Consider the following 18,792-nt stretch of genomic DNA (forward strand, 5'->3'; position numbering starts at 1 on the left):
ACTTGCTGCCCCTGTCCGACGCCGCCCTCGACCAGCTCTTCCGCAACGCCCGCACCCACCGCTGGTGGGAAGACCGGCAGATTCCGGAGGAAACCCTGCGCAAGATCGCCGATCTCGCCAAGATGGGGCCGACCAGCGGCAATTCCTCACCGGGTCGTTTCGTCTTCGTGGTGTCGCAGGAGGCCAAGGAGAGGCTGAAACCCCATCTCGACGAGGGCAATGTGCGCCAGACCATGAGCGCGCCCGCCACCGTCATCGTGGCGCACGACATGGAATTCTACGAGAAGCTCGGATTCCTGGCCCCGCACAGCAAGGATGCGCGCAGCTGGTTCGCGGGCAAGCCCCAGGCCATCGAGCGCGGAGCCTTCCAGGGCTCCAGCCTGCAAGGCGCCTACATCATCATGGCGGCGCGCTCGCTGGGACTCGATTGCGGTCCCATGGGCGGGTTCGACCGCGAGGGGGTGGACCGGGCCTTCTTCCCGGACGGGAAGACTAAGTCCAACTTCCTCATCAATCTCGGCTACGGGCTTCCCGAAAAGCTGCACCCGCGCCAGCCGCGCTTCGCGTTCGAGGAATTCTGCCGGATCGAGTGAGCGCGAGAGCATCGAACGCAAACGGGGAGAACCGGTTTTGCGTGACAAGATGCTCAGGACTAAAAGGGTAAAGCATCGGATGTGAATTCGATGGTTGAGGACCGGCTCGCCGTGACCGAGACACCGCAGACCGACAGGATCGACCCCGCGCCCGAACCGCCTCCGGAGCGCACCACGATCGACGCGGCCTTCCGCAACGGCTCGCTGACGGCGATCGGGGTCGTGGTCGGCTTCTCGCTGGGCTTCTTGAGCCGGTGGGCCGGCCTTCCGGGAGACTGGGAGCGGTCCGACCTCATCGCGGTCCTCGCGATCACCCTCGGGATCGTGTTCCAGATCAAGGCCTTGGCCAATCTTCTGGCGGTCGATTCTCTCCGGCTGGACAAATACAACCGCTCGGTCCGGATCTTCATCGCGGGGCTGATCCTCGTCGCCTGCGGCGTTGCCGCAGCCCTTTTCGCCGATCTTCTCGGCTATGGCGGCATCGCCCTGAAGGGATGAGTCAAAGGCCCCTGAAAACCGGGTCCACTTTTCCCCACGATGCTCTCTTCCCAGTGAGCGCATCGTCGAATGCGGACCCAGCGGGCCGCGCAGCGAAAACCGGGTCCACTTTTCCCCACGATGCGCTAAAGAGAAGTCACGATCAGACGGAGACGAATGTTGCGCGTCCTTGCCATCGATACCGCTCTCGGCGCCTGCTCGGCCTGCATCTGGCAGGCCGGCGACGCCGCGCCCCTGGCCGGCGAGACCCTGCCCATGGAGCGCGGCCACGCGGAGGCCCTGCTGCCGCTCATCGACCGGGTGGCGGCCAAGGTCGAAGGCGGCTTCGAGAGCCTCGACCGGGTCGCCGTGACCGTGGGGCCTGGCAGCTATACGGGCCTGCGCGTGGGGATCTCGGCCGCCCGGGGGATCGGGCTTGCCGCCGGAATTCCGGTGGTGGGCGTGGCCACCCTCTCGGCCTTCCTCGCCCCGCTCATGGTGAAGGAGCGGCGCGGCCTGTTCACCGCCGCCATCGATGCCAAGCACGGGCACATCTACATCCAGGCCATCGCCGCGGGCGGACGCACCATCATCCAGCCGAGCCTCATGACCTATCGCGATGCGGTGCGCGTGCTCGGTTCCGGCCCCCTGCTGATCAGCGGCTCGGCCGCTCCCATGCTCGCGGCGGAGGCCCGCATGCAGGGCGTGGAGGCCCATGTGACCGACATGCCCCAGGCGCCCGACATCGCCTGGGTGGCGCGGCTCGGCGCCCTCGCCGACCCGAATCAGGCTCTTCCCAAGCCCCTCTATCTCCGCGATCCCGACGCCAAGCCTCAGGATGGCGCGCGCATCGCACGCCGATGAGCTTCTTCGATCTGTTCAAGAGGCCCGGCGGCATCCGCATCGACCCGCTCGGCACGGAATTCGCCGCCCGGATGGCGGCGATCCATGCTGCGTCCTTCGCCCGCGCCTGGACCACCCTGGAATTCGAGCGGCTGCTGGGCGAGCGCGGGGTGGTCGGGGACGGGCTTTTCCTCGGGCCGGCCGCGAAGCCCTCGGGTTTCGTGCTGTCGCGCATGGTGCTCGACGAGGCGGAAATCCTCACGGTCGCCATCGCCCCCGAGAGCCGGGGCAAGGGCTTCTCGATTCCTCTCCTCGAGCGGCATCTCGACGAACTCTCCCGCCGTGGCGTCCGCGTTGTTCACCTGGAGGTGGAGGAGGGCAACCAACCCGCGCTCGCCCTTTATCGCCGCTTCGGCTTCAAGGAGGCGGGGCGGCGGGAAGGCTATTATCAGAAGCCCGACGGCAGCCGGGTCGCGGCGCTCACCATGGCGGTGAGCCTATAGCCCCTCCCCGGCAACTCCCTTATAAGCATTGGCAGGCGTATCGTGCCTGAAAAAAGCGGTTCCGGTTTCCCGCCGACGCGGCCTGCCGGTACCACCGGACGGCGCGCTCGATCGAAGACAGCGGGCATCGGATCGACCCGGAGCGTGGTTTCGGCGCTCGGTCCGGTGTTCGAGGAGTGAGTTTCAATTTTGGCAGCACGGACCATCAGCACCGGAAAATCCCGCCGACCCGGCGTGATCGAGCGCGCCTGCCGCGACAAGGGCCTGCGCATGACGGGCCAGCGGAAGATCATCGCGCAGATTCTCGACAACGCCGCCGATCATCCCGACGTGGTGGAGCTCCACCGCCGGGCAGCCGCGGTGGATGACCGCATTTCCCTGTCCACGGTCTACCGCACCGTGAAGCTCTTCGAGACGGAAGGCATTCTGGAGCGGCTCGATTTCCGCGACGGCCGCTCCCGCTACGAGCAGGCGGCACGCGAGCATCACGACCATCTCATCAATCTCGAGACCGGCGACGTGATCGAGTTCCACTCGGAGGAGATCGAGGTGCTGCAGACCGAGATCGCCAGACGCCTCGGCTACAAGGTGGTCTACCATCGCCTTGAGCTCTACGCGCTGCCGCTCGACAAGGACGATGCGTGACGAAGATCGCCATTGTCCTGAAGCTCCTCGTCCTGGCGCTGTGCAGCCTCGTGCTCGTCCCGATGCAGATGCTGGGGATCCGCTTCGGCTGGAGCTTCATCCACCATCTGCCGGTTCTGTTTCACCGCGTTCTCCTGCGGCTCTTCAACGTGCGCGTGATCGAGAAGGGGACGCCCCCCGGCGACGCGCCGACCCTCGTGGTGGCCAACCACGTCTCCTGGCTCGACATTCCCGTCATCGGCTCGGTCCACCCCCTCTCCTTCATCGCGAAATCCGAGATCGAAGGATGGCCGGTGGTGGGCCTGCTCGCCCGGCTCCAGCGCTCCGTCTTCATCGACCGCCAGCGCCGGAAAGCCACCGCGGAGGTGAACGACGCCCTCGCCCATCGCCTCGTCAAGGGCGAGGTGATCGTGCTGTTCGCGGAGGGTACCACGGGCGACGGCAACCGGCTCCTGCCCTTCCGCTCCTCCCTGGTGGGGGCGGCGCAGACGGCGCTCATGCACGACAGCGTCGAGAAGGTCTTTCTGCAGCCGCTCGCCATCGCTTACGTCCGCCGCGACGGGCTTCCCATCACGCGGCGCGACCGGCCCTTCATCGCCTGGTACGGCGACATGGACCTCGCGCCCCATCTCAGGCTCTTCCTGGAAGGCCACCCCATCGACGCGGTGGTGACCTGGGGCGAGCCGATTCCCTTCAACGGCAACCGCAAGGAGGCGACCGCCGCCGCCGAGAGCGCCGTGCGCAGGGCGCTGAAGGCGGCATCACCCAAAGGCTGCGGGTGGGTTCCATGACAGGCATTCGTTCCATCCTGCCCGTTCTGGCTGTGGCTTGCGGAATTTGGATAGCTGCGGCTTGCGGAATTTGGATAGGTTTCGAGAAATGGGACAGATCCACCATCAGCCTTGTCCTGGCACAAGCGGAAGAATTGGCGGGGGGCCGGCCATACTGCCTGCAGATCGTGAACAACCGCGACACTGGCCCAAGATACAGGGCCGTTGAAACCCGCTCCGATTTAGGTTTGCGGGAGATGTATGCCAAAGATCAAGGGTTCTTCGAGAGTCCTCTGGGATTTCATGGGATCCTCGTCATACACACCGACGAGGGCTTCGAATGGATGAACTGGTCCTACCGGAACCGCCGGTTCATGAAGATCGAGCAGCATCCGATGACTGAACCGTCTCGGAGACTCTCTGAACCTGTATGCACTCCAAGAGCGGAGTTCGGTCGCTCAATGCTCGCCCGGTAGCGCAGGTTCCTTGTCACCGCGCCCCACTCTTCTTTTGAGAGCCTAAGAAGCCACCGTCGCCGAGAGCGCAGGGCGCTGAAGGTGGGTAAAGCCTGCTTTGAAGCATGGGCGTTCTATTGTAACAATTACCGTTCCTTGTTGACGGACCGACCATGCGGCGTACTGCGATCTTCCTGATTGTCCTCCTGGCAGTTCCTGCGGTTGCGCAGAAGAGCCCTCCAAGTCAGGAGCCTATCTCCTGTCAGGTGGAGGAGGATTGTCTTGCCGAATTGCGGGGCAAGGTGAGCCGGAAGGGCGACGTGCTGACGATCAGGCTCGAAAACGGGAGGATCAAGAAGATCCGGGATTCGAAAGCCTGCGAGGGTGAGAAAGAACTGGCGTGCGTGGGTTACTCGCTTCGTGGTTATCGCCCCGCTCAAAATGTTTATGTCTTGATCGAGCATGGATGGGAGACCAACAGCGTTCTGCTGCTGAACGCAAAGACCGGAGAACGGTTGGACTTGCCTGACGAGCCACACTTCTCGCCTTCCGGACGCTGGTTCGTGGTCTTTGGTGGTGAATATGAACACCACCTCAGCATCTGGTCTCTCGGTGCTGGCAAGGCCAAACAGGACTTGCTGTACAAATACGACAGCAATGGAACGAACGAGACTTGGGAATTCGTGGGCTGGGATGACGAAACTCGGATCCGGTTCAAAGTCAGCCCCGCCGAGACGTACGAGAACTATGTCGAGACCGATGCCGTGCTGAGAGAGCAGGGATGGGTGCTCAACTGGCCCTTCCCTCAATAGGTCCTCGCGATCGGTCGAAAGGCCGCTATTCTCATTGAGACCCAAAAGGCTTAAATGGGCGCTCGCTTATGGACCGCCGACACCCAGCAGACAGGCCGATCTCGTGAAAAAAGTCTTCGTCAAATCCTATGGCTGCCAGATGAACGTCTATGACGCCGAGCGCATGGCCGACATGCTGACGTCCGAAGGCTACGCCGAGACCAAGGCCATGGAGGAGGCGGACCTCGTCATCCTCAATACCTGCCATATCCGCGAGAAGGCCGCCGAGAAGGTCTATTCGGAGCTCGGCCGCGTGCGCGAACTGAAGAAGGAGCGCGCGACGCAAGGGCAGGAGACGAAGATCGTGGTCGCGGGCTGCGTCGCCCAGGCCGAGGGCAAGGAGATCCTGCGCCGGGCTCCCGCCGTCGACGTGGTGGTGGGCCCGCAGAACTACCACAACCTGCCGCAGTTGCTGAACAAGGCGCGCTCGGAGCGCGTGGTCGACACCGAGTTTCCCATCGAGGACAAGTTCGACCACCTACCCCAGCCGTCGAAGGCCATGATCCGGAACCGAGGCGTATCCGCGTTCCTGACGATCCAGGAGGGTTGCGACAAGTTCTGCACCTTCTGCGTGGTGCCCTATACCCGCGGCGCGGAGGTCTCCCGCCCCGTGGCCAAGATCCTCGACGAGGCCCTGCGCCTGGCGGATGCGGGCGTGCGCGAGCTCACCCTCATCGGCCAGAACGTGAACGCCTATCACGGCGAGGGCCCTGACGGCGCGATCTGGTCCCTGGGGCGCCTGCTGCATCACCTGGCCGAGATCCCCGGCATCGCGCGGCTTCGCTACACCACGAGCCACCCGCGCGACATGGACGAGGAGCTGATCGCCGCCCATCGCGACCTGCCGGCGCTCATGCCCTATCTGCACCTGCCCGTGCAGTCCGGCTCCGACCGCATCCTCGACGCCATGAACCGTAAGCATACGGGCGACGAGTACCGCCGCCTGATCGCGCGCATCCGCGAGGCGCAGCCCGATCTGGCGCTCTCCTCCGACTTCATCGTGGGCTTCCCCGGCGAGACGGATGCGGAGTTCGAGGACACCATGCGCCTCGTGGCCGATGTGGGCTTTGCGAGCTCGTTCTCGTTCAAATACAGCCCCCGCCCCGGCACGCCGGCCGCGGAGATCGCGGAGCAGCTGCCCGAATCCGTGAAGTCGGAGCGCCTGAGCCGCCTGCAAAATCTGTTGGAAACGCAAAGACAGGCTTTCAATCACGGAACCGTTGGTCAGACTCTGGACGTTCTCTTGGAGAAGCCGGGTCGTCACCCGGGCCAGATGGCCGGCAAATCGCCGTATCTTCAGGCTGTTCAGTTCGAGACGAACAGCCACCGGATCGGCGATATCGTGACGGTGCGGATCACGCAGGCAGGCTCTAACAGCCTGTTCGGGGAAGTGGTGCAGCCCGGCGGTCAGGCCGCGGCCTGACATCCCTCTCCGCGACTTCGAGAGTTTCTTTCGCGGCGATCCTGCCGCGAAGCACGTAAGGAGAGGCATTTGAGGCCAGCGGACAACGCGACCGCACGAGCGCAAAAGGGCAGATCCCCCAGCACCTTGCATCCTGGCGTCGAGGAAGAGGCCGAAATCGTCCTCACCTTCGAAGACAACCGCCTCGCCAGCCTGGTTTTCGGACAATACGACCAGAACCTCGCTCATCTGGAGCGGCGCCTGAACGTGGCCGCCAACGCCAACGGCAACCGGGTGACCGTGAAGGGCACGCCGGAATCGTCCGAGATGGCGCGGCGCGTTCTGGAGGGCCTCTACGACCGCGCCCGCCAGGGCGTGGCGCTGGGCCCCGGCGACGTGGACGGCACCATCGAGGAGGCCACCCTTCAGGGTTCGCTCTTCTCGCCCGAGGAGGCTCCCGCCCCCGGCCTCTCCGCCTTCGACCACATCGCCACCCGCAAGCGCGGCCCCGTGCGCGCCCGCAACGCGGCGCAGAACGCCTATATCAAGGCGCTCAAGCAGAACGAGCTCGTCTTCGCCGAAGGCCCCGCCGGCACCGGCAAGACCTGGCTGGCCGTGGGCTATGCCGTCTCGCTCCTGGAGGCGGGACAGGTGGACCGGCTCATCATCTCGCGCCCCGCCGTCGAAGCGGGCGAGCGCCTGGGCTTCCTGCCCGGCGACATGCGCGAGAAGGTCGATCCTTACCTGCGCCCGATCTACGACGCGCTCTACGATTTCATGGAGGCGCGCCACGTGGACCGCGGCCTCCAGACCGGCATGATCGAGATCGCGCCGCTGGCCTTCATGCGCGGCCGCACCCTGACCAACGCCCTGGTGCTGCTGGACGAGGCGCAGAACACCACCTCCATGCAGATGAAGATGTTCCTGACCCGCCTCGGCGAAGGCTCGCGCATGATCATCACGGGCGATCCGACCCAGATCGACCTTCCGCCGGGACAGAAATCGGGTCTCGTCGAGGCCGTGCGCATCCTTCACGGCGTCGAAGGCATCTCGCGCGTGACCTTCAAGGAGGCGGACGTGGTGCGCCACGATCTCGTGCGCCGCATCGTGGCGGCCTACGACAGCGCCGCGCGCGAGGCGCCGCCGCAGGAACAGCCCTACCGCGAACGGAATCTGAGACCGTGATCGAGCTCGACATCATGATCGAGGACGGCGGATGGGAGGAAACCATCCCGGACGTCGAGGCCCTGGCCCAGAAGGCGGCGGAGGCCGCGCTCGCCGTCACCTACGAGGCCGCCGGGGAGTTCGAGGCGAGCGTGATGCTCACCGACGACGCCCATGTCCATGAGCTGAACCGCACCTGGCGGGGCAAGGACAAGCCCACGAACGTGCTGTCCTTTCCGGCCCCGGAACAGCCGGGTGCGACGGGGCCTCGCCATTTGGGCGATATTGCTTTAGCTTACGAGACCTTGGTGCGCGAATCCGAGGAGGAATCCAAGGAACTCGCGCATCATTTCGCCCATTTGATCGTCCATGGAGTTCTGCATCTGCTCGGCTACGACCACGAAACCGAAGCGGAGGCGGAGATCATGGAAGCTCTCGAGGTGAAGGCGCTCGCCACCCTTGGAATCGCCGATCCCTATCGCGATATGGCAGCGTAAACGCAAATACGTTTGAGCTGATACTCACACTGATATGAACGAAGATCGAAGTCGTAACGACCGTCCTGTCCGCTCTCTCTCGGACGACGAAGACCCACGAGAACATTGGTATGATCGTGTTCTCGTCCGCTTGGGGCTGAAGCCCCGCGATTCCATCCGCCACGATCTCGAGGACGCCCTCGAGGAATCATCCGTCGAAGACACGGACTTCTCGCCCCAGGAAAGGGCGATGCTCAAGAACGTGCTCTCCTTCCACCGCATCCGGGTGGAAGACGTGATGGTGCCCCGCGCCGACATCGTGGCCGTAGCCGCCGGCACCAATCTCGGCGAGCTCTTAAGCCTCTTCCGCACGGCGGGCCATTCCCGCCTCCCCGTCTATGGCGAGACCCTCGACGACCCGAAGGGCATGGTCCATATCCGGGACTTCCTCGATTTCATCGCCATGCGCGCCGACGGCGGCGCCTCGGAAGGCGGCGCGAGCGACGACACGCCCCCGCCGAGCCTCGGCCAGATCGACCTTTCCATGACCCTGGCCGACGCCAACATCCTGCGCCCGGTGCTCTTCGTGCCCCGGTCCATGCCCGCCATCGACCTTTTGGTGCGCATGCAGGCGACCCGCACCCACATGGCCCTCGTGATCGACGAATACGGCGGCACGGACGGCCTCGTTTCCATCGAGGATCTCGTGGAGATGGTGGTCGGCGACATCGAGGACGAGCATGACGAGGACGAGGACGTCACCATCGTGCAGGCTGCGGACGGCACCTACATCGCCGACGCCCGCGCGAGCCTCGACGAAGTGACCGAAACCCTCGGCGTCGACCTCTCGGAGGAGGAAGGAGCCGAGGACATCGACACGATCGGCGGCTTCATCGTGACCCTGGCGGGTCGCGTGCCCTCCCGCAGCGAGGTCATCGAGGGCCCGGGAGGCCTGGAATTCGAGGTGCTCGACGCGGATCCCCGCCGGGTGAAGCGCCTGCGCATCCTCCGGCACGTCGCCGCGACCGAGACGATCCTCGGAGAAGCCGCGAACGCCGCTCCGCGCCCTGAAAGCGCTGCGGCGGAATGATCCTGGAATGATCCCTCTGGCCGATCGCGTCATCCTCGCCCGGGGATGGCGCCGCTGGATCCTGAGCGTCTCGGCGGGCGCGGCAGGCGCGCTCGCCATGCCGCCCTTCGGCTTCCTTCCGGCGCTCGTCCTGTCGCTGACGCCTGCCGTCTGGCTGATCGACGGAACCGCCAAGCCCGGCCTGACCCGACGGGAATCCCTCACATCGGCGGCGCTGATCGGCTGGTTCTGGGGCTTCGGCTATTTCGTGGCCGGGCTGTGGTGGCTCGGCGCGGCCTTTCTCGTGGAGGCGGATCAATTCGCCTGGGCCCTGCCCTTCGGAGTCCTGGGGCTTCCGGCCCTGCTCGCCTTCTTCACGGCCTTCGGCTTCGCCCTCGCCCGCCTCCTCTGGCTGCCCGACGCCTCGCGCATTCTCGCCTTCGCCTTCGCGCTCACGCTGAGCGAATGGCTGCGGGGCCATCTCTTTACCGGCTTTCCCTGGAACAATCCCGGCATGGCGCTCGGCCAGAACCTCTGGCTCATGCAGAGCGCCTCGGTCCTCGGCCTCTACGGCCTGTGCTTCCTCGCCCTTGCGATCTGCGCCTCGCCGGCGGCGATCCTCACGGGGCCGACGCCCCACGCGCGCTGGCTCGCGCCGGGGCTCGCGGCGGCCGTTCTCCTCGCCATGGCGGCCTTCGGCTTCTGGCGCGTGCCCGCCGCTCCCGTTGCAAGCGTGGAGAACGTGCGCCTTCGCATCATGCAGCCCAACCTGGCCCAGGACGCGAAATTTAACCCGCGCAACCGTGACGCGATCATGCGGCACTACCTCGCCTTGAGCGCCAGCCCCGGCCGCGACGGGCGCACCCTTGCGGACGCCACCCATATCATCTGGCCGGAATCCGCCTTCCCGTTCCTGCTGCACCGGGATCCGGCCTCGCTCGCCCAGATCGGTGGGCTTCTGGAGCCCGGCTCGGTGCTGCTCACGGGCGCCGCGCGCATGGACAAACCGGCGCCGGGTGAAGCCGTCGGCAAGTTCTTCAACGCGATCCAGGTGATCGACGACCGCGGCACTATCCTCGGCTCCTACGACAAGGTGCACCTCGTGCCCTTCGGCGAATACGTCCCCGCCTTTCTGGACACGCTGATCCGGGCCATGGGCCTGCGCCAGTTCGTGCATATCCCCGGCGGGTTCGAGCCCGCCGACAAGCGTGAGGCCCTGGCTATTCCCGGCCTGCCGCCGGTCGCCGCCACGATCTGCTACGAGGCGATCTTCCCCGGAGAGATCCTGGCCGCCGGGGAGGGACCGCGACCCAGCCTGATCCTCAACGTGACGAATGACGGCTGGTTCGGCCAGACCACCGGGCCCTATCAGCACTTCGCGCAGGCGCGCCTGCGGGCCGTCGAAGAAGGACTACCCCTGGTGAGGGCGGCCAACACGGGAATTTCGGGAGTCGTCGACCCATACGGCCGGATCGTGGACAGCCTTCCACTGGGAGTTGCGGGAATTCTGGATACAGATCTACCGGTTGCGCTGGAGCCGTTTTATTCTGCAAATACAAGAAGCTTTTCTTTGACGGCCCTGCTGACGATCTGCTTAATGGCCGTGATTGTACGTCGAAAACAAAGAGCCACATTCTGATCGGATAAGTTGGACACGACGGTACATCGGCTTTGACAAGAAAGCATGGGGCTATGAAGAAGTCGACCAGCTCAATCGACAAGGAAATCGGCACGCGTGTCCGCATGCGCCGTATCTCGATCGGCATGAGCCAAGAAAAACTTGGCGAGATGCTTGGCCTTACCTTTCAGCAGGTCCAGAAATACGAAAAGGGGATGAACCGGATCAGCGTCGGCCGTCTCGTCGACATCGCGAAGATTCTGGGAGTGGACATCCACTTTTTCTTCGACGGCATCAGGAGCGGCAAGGAGGAATCCAGCTTCGCGGAGGCGGAATCCCCGCCCTACATCGCCGACGTCATGTCGACCCCGGAAGGGCTCCAGCTGATCCGCACCTTTACCGGCATCAAGAGCCCCAAAGTCCGCAAGAGCATCGTGCAGCTCGTGGCATCGCTGGCTACCCAGGAAGAGCAGGAACGTTCGTCATAAAGAACGCGTTCGCTTGACCTTTCCTTTGCCGTAAGGCATGACCAAAATGCGAGCCTGTGGGCCCATCAAGGCGCAGCCTCATCCCCATCTGCCTCAAAGGAATTCTGTCGTGCGGCGGTCAAGCTATCTCTTCACCAGCGAGTCGGTGTCCGAAGGACATCCGGACAAGGTTTGCGATCGGATCTCCGATACTGTCGTCGATGCCTATCTGGCGGCCGAGCCCGAGGCGCGCGTCGCCTGCGAAACCCTGGCGACCACCAACCGCGTGGTCATCGCCGGCGAGGTGCGCGGGCCCGAGTCCATCACCAAGGACAAGGTGATCCAGCTCGCCCGCGACGCCATCAAGGACATCGGATACGAGCAGGAAGGCTTCCACTGGAAGACCGCCGAGATCGACGTCTACCTGCACGCCCAGTCGGCGCACATCGCGCAGGGCGTCGACGCCTCCGGCAACAAGGACGAGGGCGCGGGCGACCAGGGCATCATGTTCGGCTATGCCTGCAACGAGACCCCCGAGCTGATGCCGGCGCCGATCTACTACGCCCACAAGATCCTCGAGAACCTCACCGTCGCCCGCAAGGCGAAGCAGGGCGACGCCGCGAAGCTCGGCCCCGACGCCAAGAGCCAGGTCACGGTGCGTTACGAAAACGGTAAGCCGGTCGCGGCCACGCAGATCGTGCTCTCGACGCAGCACCTGGACGAGAACCTCTCCTCCGACGACGTGCGCGCCATCGTGGAGCCCACTATCCGCCGGACCCTGCCGGAGGGCTGGATCTCCCCCCAGACCGCCTGGCACGTGAACCCCACCGGCAAGTTCGTGATCGGCGGCCCCGACGGCGATTGCGGCCTCACCGGACGCAAGATCATCGTCGATACCTATGGCGGCGCGGCTCCGCACGGCGGCGGCGCCTTCTCGGGCAAGGATCCGACCAAGGTGGACCGGTCGGCGGCCTACGCGGCCCGCTATCTCGCCAAGAACGTAGTGGCTGCGGGCCTTGCGGACCGCTGCACCCTGCAGGTCTCCTACGCCATCGGCGTGGCCAAGCCCCTGTCGATCTACGTGGACCTGCACGAGACCGGCAAGGTCGGCGAGGACCAGCTCGAGGCCGTGCTCATGGAGGTCATGGACCTCTCCCCGCGCGGCATCCGCACCCATCTCGGCCTCAACAGGCCGATCTATGCGCGCACCTCGGCCTACGGCCATTTCGGCCGCAAGCCCGACGCGGACGGCGGCTTCTCCTGGGAGCGCACCGATCTCGTCGACACCCTGAAGGCGGCATTCCGCTAATCGTCATGAGCGAGGCACAACAGCGCGCCGGCGCATTCTTCGGGCGCCGGAAAGGCAAGAAGCTTCGCTCCGGTCAGGACGACCTGATCCAGAACCTGCTGCCCGCGATCCGCGTGGTCCCGGGCAGCGCCCCCTCCGGCCAGTTTCCGAACGCGAAGGCTCGCGAGACCTGGCTCGAGATCGGCTTCGGCGGCGGCGAGCATCTCGCTGCCCAGGCCCGCGCCCACCGGGACGTCAACTTCATCGGCTGCGAGCCCTTCGTGAACGGCATGGCGAAACTGCTCGCCGCCATCGATCACGAGAGGCTCGACAATATCCGGGTGTGGGACGACGACGTCACCAAGCTCCTGCCGAGCCTGCCCGACCAAACCTTCGACCGGGTCTACATTCTCTACCCCGATCCGTGGCCGAAACGCCGCCAGCGCAAGCGCCGCCTCGTGTCCGACGAGATGCTGGAGATGCTGGCCCGCGTCATGAAGCCCGGCGCGGAGCTGCGCTTCGCCAGCGACATCGACGATTACATCGGCTGGGTCCTGGCCCGGGCCTTGCGCTCCGAGCACTTCCGCTGGACGGCCGAGCGCGCCGACGATTGGCGCAGGCCCTACGAGGGCTGGCCCAGCACCCGCTACGAAGCGAAGGCCATCCGCGAAGGCCGCATGCCGAGCTACCTGACCTTCGTTCGGATTTGAGGACGCTCACGCGGTCGCTTCGGCCGCCCGCTCGTCGCTCACCACCTTGCCGTCGACGAGATGAATGCGCCGGTCGACGCGCGCGGCGATCCCCATGTCGTGGGTGACGGCGATCACCGTCTTGCCGCGCTTCTTCACCAGATCCTGGAGGATGGCGAAGACCTGCTCGGAGCTCTTACTGTCGAGGCTCCCCGTCGGCTCGTCGGCCAAGAGCACGTGCGGATCGTTGGCCAGGGCCCGCGCGACCGCCACGCGCTGGCGCTGCCCGCCGGAGAGCTGGTCGGGCATCTTGTCGAGATGACCGGCGAGGCCGAGATCCTCCAGAAGGCCCGCCGCGCGGTCGCGCATCGCGGAGGCCGAGAGGCGCCCCGCCTTGCGCATCGGCAGCTCCACGTTCTTCAGGACGCTGAATTCCGGCAGCAGGAAGTGGAACTGGAACACGAAGCCGAGGCTCTCGAGCCGTAATCGGGCAAGCTCGTCGTCATCGAGCTGCGACGTGTCCTGCCCCGCGATCCTCAAGGTCCCGCTGGTGGGGCGGTCGAGCAGGCCGAGCAGATAGAGCAGCGACGATTTGCCGGAGCCGGATGGGCCGGTGATCGCCACGAATTCCCGTTCGCCGACGGAGAGCGACACGTCGCGCACCAGCGTCACGGGCACAATGGCGGGAAGGACGCGGGTGAGATGATCGGCCTCGATCAGCGCGCTCATGTGGCCCCCCGGATGATGTCGACGGGATTGAGCCGCGCCGCCTGCCGGGCGGGCAGATAGCCGGCCACGCCGGAGGATACGAGCGCGAAGCCCGAGGCGATCACGTAATGCCAGGGCGACCAGAAGAGCGGCAGACGGGTCATCTCGTGACCGAAGGCGCCTCCCGAGACCTTGAACTCCACCTGCGAGAGCGCGAAGCACAGGAGAAAACCGACGATCCAGCCGACGACCGATCCGGCCATCCCCAAGGCCAGCCCCTCGATGAGGAACAGGCGGCGCATGTTGCCTTGCGTGAAGCCGAGCGACTTCAGGATGGCGATGTCGCGGGCCTTCTCGTGGGTGATGGTGGAGATGATGTTGTAGATGCCGAAGCCCGCCACCAGCAGGATCGCGCCGACGACCGTGTACATGACCACGTTGCGCACCACGAGGGCCTCGAGGAGCGATTCGTTCGCCTCCTGCCAGGGCACGGCCTTGTAGCCGAGCTCCGCCTCGACCTGGCGGGCGACGCGCGGGGCGGCTTCGGGATCGTTGAGGCGCAGCCGGATGTCGTTGATGGCGTTGGGGCGCTCCGAGAGGATCTGGGCGTTCTTCAGGAGCACGTAGGTCTCGCCCTCGTCGCGGGCATTGTTGCCCGTGTGGAACTGCCCGACGATCTTGAAGCCCCGCGACTGGCCCGTGGCCGAGACGAGCTGGATGGTCGTGCCCATGGACGCGCCGAGGCGCTGCGCCAGACGGTCGCCCACGACGATGTTGTTGCCGCCGGCGCGCAGGGCGTCGAAGCTTCCTTCCACGAAATCGCCGACCACCGAGGAGACCGTCGCCTCGATCTCCGGCTCGATGCCGATGATCGATATGCCGACATCCCGCCCGGCATAGCGCGCCACCCCTTGCGTGCGCAGGCTCTGCGCGATGCGCCCCGGTACCCAGGACCGCAACGACGCGAAGGCGGCGGCCGGGTTGAGAATGCCGCGCCGGTCCTCCTTCGGCCGCAGGCCGTCGAACTGCACGGCGGAGAAGAGGTCCTCCGCCGGCTGCCGGCGCGGCGTGCGGCGCTCGTCCGAGATCTGCACATGGGGCATGGTGTCGACGAGCTGCGCGATGAAATCCTTCTCCGTGCCCTGCATCAGGGCGGCCATGGCGATGGAGAAGCCCACGCCCAGCGCCACGCCGAGAATGGCCACGATGGTCTGGCGGCCGCGCCCGGCGATATGGGTGAGTGCCAGCTCCAGGATGAGGCGCATGCTAGCCTCTCCTTTCCTTCACCTTCGCTCCGTCCGCGAGATCTTCCGGAAACGGTACGATCACGCGCTCCGTTTCATCGAGACCGGTCACGATCTGCGTCTTGCTCGCGCCGCGGATTCCGACCGTCACGTCGTGCCGCCGGGCGGCGCCGTTCTCCACCACGAAAAGAGAGTTCCCGCGCAAGGCGTTGGTCGGCACCAGCAGCGCGCCGGCGGAGACCTGGACGATCACGTTCACCTCCACGGTCATGCCGATGCGCAGCGGCGTCGTGTCCGGCAGGGCGAGGCGCACACGATACGTCTTGGCCACGGGGTCGCCTTTCGGTGTCACGGAATCCACATGGGCTTCCAGGATCCGGTTTGGAAAGGCATCGGCCTTCAGAACGGCGCGCTGACCCACCGTCACACGCGGAATATCCTCCTCGTTCACGTCGGCGACCACCCAGAGGGGCTTGGGCTCGCCCACCCAGAACAGAACCGTCCCAGGCTCGGCGACCTCCCCCACCTCGCCGTCCTGGCGCAGGACGACGCCGCTCATGGACGCCCGGAGCACATAGGATTCGAGGCGGGTCTCCTGGCCCGCGATGAGGGCCTGGACCTGGCCGAGATCGCTGCGGGCCCGGTCGAGCGCCTGGTCGCTGGCCACCCTGCGCTCCACGAGAGCGGCCATGCGGTCGTAATCCGCCGCAATGGATTTCTGCCGCGCGCGCAGCTCGGCGAGGGTCGCCTGCGCCTGCCGGTCGTCGAGGCGGGCGAGAACGGCGCCCTTCTCCACGGCCTCGCCCTCGCAGTTGCACAGCTCCACGATCCGCTCCCGCAGCAGCGGCGTCACCTTGGCCCAGGTGCGCGGCTCCACCACGCCCGTGGCATAGACGATCTCCGCCGCGTCGCCGCGCGTGGGCGCGACGGTCGCGACCTCCGGAGGCCGGGTGAAGCGCCAATACGCCGCGGCGGCCGCCAGAAGCAGCGCAAGGGCGAGAAGCACGCGGGAGATCTTCAAGGCAGGCTCTCCAGAAAACGGCTTCCTCTAGCACAGCTTCGAAGATGGGGCGATTGGGGGTTATTGCGGAGAGCCGGCGCAGGGCGCATCCCATGGGAGCTTGCATTTTGGGCCTTGCGCTCGTATATTCCGCTCGTCAGCTCTGGTTGCAGCGTCAAGCTGCTGGTCGAGAGTGGGCCCCGCCGGGTCCGCTCTTTTTTATTGCTCGGATACCGGAGCGTCGGAGAGCTATGACGAACGAACGCGACAAGCGGCTGATTACGGAGAACGGCGTTGCTGCCCGGGTGGCCGCCATCGTCGAGCCCGTGATCGAGGATTTGGGCTTCAATCTCGTGCGGGTGAAGGTCACCGGCACGAACGGCTGCACCGTGCAGATCATGGCCGAGCGGCCGGACGGCACCATGTCGGTGGACGATTGCGAGACCGTGAGCCGCGCGATTTCGCCGGTTCTCGACCTCGAAGATCCGATCTCGACGGCGTATTATCTCGAGGTCTCCTCCCCGGGGATCGACCGCCCGCTGGTGCGCGCAAGCGACTTCGAGCGCTGGACCGGCCACGACGCGAAGATCGAGATGGCCGTTCCCCTGGACGGCCGCAAGCGTTTCCGGGGCTTTCTCCGGGGCGTGGAGGACGGAAAGCTCGTGGTCGAGCTTCCGGACGTGAAGGAGGGCCTGGAGCCCATCGCGCGTCTGCCTCTGACCGACCTGGGCGAGGCCCATCTCGTCCTGACGGACGATCTGATCCGTGAATCGCTGCGCCGGGGCACCGCGCCGACCACGGACGATCTGGATGAAGATACGGATGTGGTGGAAGCGCCGGAGCCGCGCAGCCCGTCCAAGACAAAACCGAATTAAGGAGTGACCTCGATGGCTGTCAGCGCCAACAGGCTTGAGCTTCTGCAGATCGCCGATGCGGTCGCGCGTGAGAAAGTGATCGACAAGCAGATCGTGCTTGACGCCATGGCGGACGCCATCGCGAAGGCCGCGCGCTCGCGCTACGGCGCCGAGACCGACATTCACGCCGAGATCAACCCGAAGACCGGCGAGCTGCGCCTGTCGCGCCACCTCCTCGTGGTCGAGGACGGGGCGATCGAGAACGATTCCCGCGAGATCAGCCTCTCGGAAGCCCGGTCCCGCCACAATCCGGCGGCCCAGGTGGGCGACGTGATCGCCGACACCCTGCCGCCCTTCGATTTCGGCCGCATCGCGGCCCAGTCAGCCAAGCAGGTGATCGTGCAGAAGGTGCGCGACGCCGAGCGCGACCGCCAGTACCAGGAATACAAGGACCGTATCGGCGAGATCGTGAACGGCGCGGTCAAGCGCGTGGAATACGGCAACGTCATCGTCGATCTCGGCCGCGGCGAGGCGATCATCCGCCGCGACGAGCTGATCCCGCGCGAGACGTTCCGTCCGGGCGACCGCATCCGCGCCTATCTGTTCGACGTGCGCCGCGAGACGCGCGGTCCGCAGATCTTCCTCTCCCGCACGCACCCGCAGTTCATGGCGAAGCTCTTCGCCTCCGAGGTGCCGGAAATCTACGACGGCATCGTCACCGTTCAGGCCGTGGCCCGCGATCCGGGCTCCCGCGCCAAGATCGCCGTGATCTCGCGTGATTCGTCCATCGACCCGGTCGGCGCCTGCGTCGGCATGCGCGGCTCCCGCGTCCAGGCGGTCGTCGGCGAGCTCCAGGGCGAGAAGATCGACATCATTCCGTGGTCTCCCGACCAGGCGACCTTCATCGTCAACGCGCTGCAGCCGGCCGAAGTGGTCAAGGTGGTGCTCGACGAGGAGGCCGACCGCATCGAGGTGGTGGTCCCGGACGACCAGCTCTCGCTCGCCATCGGACGCCGTGGCCAGAACGTGCGTCTGGCCTCGCAGCTCACCGGCTGGGACATCGACATTCTCACCGAGGCCGAGGAATCGGAGCGCCGTCAGAAGGAATTCGCCGAGCGCACGGATCTCTTCATGAACGCCCTCGACGTGGACGAGGTGGTGGGCCAGCTGCTCGCCTCCGAAGGCTTCCGCTCGGTCGAGGAAATCGCCTATGTGGACCCCGCCGAAGTCGCCTCCATCGAGGGCTTCGACGAGGACACCGCCGCCGAGATCCAGAACCGCGCCCGCGAGTACATCGCCCGCATCGAGGCCGAGAACGAGGCCCGCCGCAAGGAGCTGGGCGTCGCCGACGAGCTGAAGGAAATCGATGGCGTCACCACGGCGATGCTGGTGGCCCTGGGCGAGAACGACATCAAGACGGTCGAGGACCTGGCCGGCTGCGCCACCGACGATCTCGCCGGCTGGACGGAAGGCAAGGGCGCCGAGGCGACCCGCTACAAGGGCGCTCTCGACGGCTTCGACGTGTCCCGCACCGAAGCGGAGGCCATGATCATGGCCGCCCGCGTGAAAGCCGGCTGGATCGAGCAGCCTGAAGAAACCGTAGAGACCGAGGGATCGGCCGAAGAGGCCGAGACCGAGGCTCAGCCGTCTTAACCACGGCGATGACAAAGCGAGGT

20 protein-coding genes are annotated in these 18,792 nt (G+C 65.8%); 17 read left to right on the forward strand and 3 right to left on the reverse strand.

Features of this window, described 5'->3' with window-relative positions:
• The first annotated feature begins 2 nt into the window (after nucleotides 1–2).
• From ACS5Q0_RS01220 to trmB, 15 genes are all read left to right on the forward strand, one after another.
• Nucleotides 3–593: a malonic semialdehyde reductase gene (locus ACS5Q0_RS01220; protein WP_473124771.1), complete on the forward strand. Its 591-nt coding sequence runs from the start codon at nucleotides 3–5 to the stop codon at nucleotides 591–593.
• A 90-nt stretch (nucleotides 594–683) separates the two neighbouring features.
• Nucleotides 684–1,091 (forward strand): hypothetical protein, encoded by a 408-nt coding sequence (locus ACS5Q0_RS01225; protein WP_473124772.1) that lies wholly within the window; start codon nucleotides 684–686, stop codon nucleotides 1,089–1,091.
• 159 nt (nucleotides 1,092–1,250) lie between these two features.
• Nucleotides 1,251–1,934: a tRNA (adenosine(37)-N6)-threonylcarbamoyltransferase complex dimerization subunit type 1 TsaB gene (gene tsaB / locus ACS5Q0_RS01230; RefSeq protein WP_473124991.1), complete on the forward strand. Its 684-nt coding sequence runs from the start codon at nucleotides 1,251–1,253 to the stop codon at nucleotides 1,932–1,934.
• Nucleotides 1,931–2,416 carry a GNAT family N-acetyltransferase gene (locus ACS5Q0_RS01235; RefSeq protein WP_473124773.1) on the forward strand — a complete coding sequence of 162 codons (486 nt, stop codon included), beginning with the start codon at nucleotides 1,931–1,933 and terminating at the stop codon, nucleotides 2,414–2,416. Before tsaB ends, ACS5Q0_RS01235 begins: the two co-directional genes overlap by 4 nt.
• Before the next feature lie 270 nt (nucleotides 2,417–2,686).
• Nucleotides 2,687–3,061, forward strand: coding sequence for a Fur family transcriptional regulator (locus ACS5Q0_RS01240; protein ID WP_473124992.1), 375 nt, complete (start codon nucleotides 2,687–2,689; stop codon nucleotides 3,059–3,061).
• A complete protein-coding gene (gene olsA / locus ACS5Q0_RS01245) occupies nucleotides 3,058–3,852 on the forward strand; it encodes a lyso-ornithine lipid O-acyltransferase (RefSeq protein ID WP_473124774.1) in 795 nt (264 codons plus the stop codon). The genes ACS5Q0_RS01240 and olsA overlap by 4 nt, the downstream gene beginning before the upstream one ends.
• Nucleotides 3,853–4,459: 607 nt before the next feature.
• A complete protein-coding gene (locus ACS5Q0_RS01250) occupies nucleotides 4,460–5,098 on the forward strand; it encodes a hypothetical protein (protein WP_473124775.1) in 639 nt (212 codons plus the stop codon).
• A gap of 103 nt (nucleotides 5,099–5,201) precedes the next feature.
• A complete protein-coding gene (gene miaB / locus ACS5Q0_RS01255; RefSeq protein WP_473124776.1) occupies nucleotides 5,202–6,560 on the forward strand; it encodes a tRNA (N6-isopentenyl adenosine(37)-C2)-methylthiotransferase MiaB in 1,359 nt (452 codons plus the stop codon).
• A gap of 126 nt (nucleotides 6,561–6,686) precedes the next feature.
• The gene (locus ACS5Q0_RS01260) at nucleotides 6,687–7,724 is read left to right on the forward strand and encodes a PhoH family protein (RefSeq protein WP_473124777.1); all 1,038 of its coding nucleotides are present in this window, start codon (nucleotides 6,687–6,689) and stop codon (nucleotides 7,722–7,724) included.
• Between the two features lie 14 nt (nucleotides 7,725–7,738).
• Nucleotides 7,739–8,200, forward strand: coding sequence for an rRNA maturation RNase YbeY (gene ybeY, locus ACS5Q0_RS01265; RefSeq protein ID WP_473124993.1), 462 nt, complete (start codon nucleotides 7,739–7,741; stop codon nucleotides 8,198–8,200).
• Nucleotides 8,201–8,234: 34 nt separating this feature from the next.
• Entirely contained in the window at nucleotides 8,235–9,269 is a 1,035-nt protein-coding gene (locus ACS5Q0_RS01270) for a hemolysin family protein (protein ID WP_473124778.1), read from the forward strand.
• A gap of 7 nt (nucleotides 9,270–9,276) precedes the next feature.
• Nucleotides 9,277–10,887 carry an apolipoprotein N-acyltransferase gene (gene lnt, locus ACS5Q0_RS01275; RefSeq protein WP_473124779.1) on the forward strand — a complete coding sequence of 537 codons (1,611 nt, stop codon included), beginning with the start codon at nucleotides 9,277–9,279 and terminating at the stop codon, nucleotides 10,885–10,887.
• Between the two features lie 53 nt (nucleotides 10,888–10,940).
• Nucleotides 10,941–11,354, forward strand: coding sequence for a helix-turn-helix domain-containing protein (locus tag ACS5Q0_RS01280; protein WP_473124780.1), 414 nt, complete (start codon nucleotides 10,941–10,943; stop codon nucleotides 11,352–11,354).
• Between the two features lie 109 nt (nucleotides 11,355–11,463).
• A complete protein-coding gene (gene metK, locus ACS5Q0_RS01285) occupies nucleotides 11,464–12,642 on the forward strand; it encodes a methionine adenosyltransferase (RefSeq protein WP_473124781.1) in 1,179 nt (392 codons plus the stop codon).
• Nucleotides 12,643–12,647: 5 nt separating this feature from the next.
• Entirely contained in the window at nucleotides 12,648–13,331 is a 684-nt protein-coding gene (trmB, locus tag ACS5Q0_RS01290; RefSeq protein WP_473124782.1) for a tRNA (guanine(46)-N(7))-methyltransferase TrmB, read from the forward strand.
• Between the two features lie 6 nt (nucleotides 13,332–13,337).
• Here trmB and ACS5Q0_RS01295 read toward each other — a convergent pair whose 3' ends face one another.
• The 3 genes from ACS5Q0_RS01295 to ACS5Q0_RS01305 are packed head-to-tail and all read right to left on the reverse strand — an operon-like array spanning nucleotide 13,338 to nucleotide 16,283.
• A complete protein-coding gene (locus ACS5Q0_RS01295) occupies nucleotides 13,338–14,039 on the reverse strand; it encodes an ABC transporter ATP-binding protein (protein ID WP_473124783.1) in 702 nt (233 codons plus the stop codon).
• The gene (locus tag ACS5Q0_RS01300; RefSeq protein WP_473124784.1) at nucleotides 14,036–15,283 is read right to left on the reverse strand and encodes an ABC transporter permease; all 1,248 of its coding nucleotides are present in this window, start codon (nucleotides 15,281–15,283) and stop codon (nucleotides 14,036–14,038) included. The genes ACS5Q0_RS01295 and ACS5Q0_RS01300 overlap by 4 nt, the downstream gene beginning before the upstream one ends.
• Before the next feature lies 1 nt (nucleotide 15,284).
• Nucleotides 15,285–16,283: an efflux RND transporter periplasmic adaptor subunit gene (locus ACS5Q0_RS01305; RefSeq protein ID WP_473124785.1), complete on the reverse strand. Its 999-nt coding sequence runs from the start codon at nucleotides 16,281–16,283 to the stop codon at nucleotides 15,285–15,287.
• Between the two features lie 230 nt (nucleotides 16,284–16,513).
• On the opposite strand from ACS5Q0_RS01305, the gene rimP reads away from it, so the two are divergent.
• A complete protein-coding gene (gene rimP / locus ACS5Q0_RS01310; RefSeq protein ID WP_473124786.1) occupies nucleotides 16,514–17,137 on the forward strand; it encodes a ribosome maturation factor RimP in 624 nt (207 codons plus the stop codon).
• A 12-nt stretch (nucleotides 17,138–17,149) separates the two neighbouring features.
• Complete coding sequence (nusA, locus tag ACS5Q0_RS01315) at nucleotides 17,150–18,769, forward strand: transcription termination factor NusA (RefSeq protein ID WP_473124787.1); 1,620 nt, start codon at nucleotides 17,150–17,152, stop codon at nucleotides 18,767–18,769.
• The last annotated feature ends 23 nt before the right edge of the window (nucleotides 18,770–18,792 follow it).

The organism is Microvirga sp. HS2, from assembly GCF_055792805.1.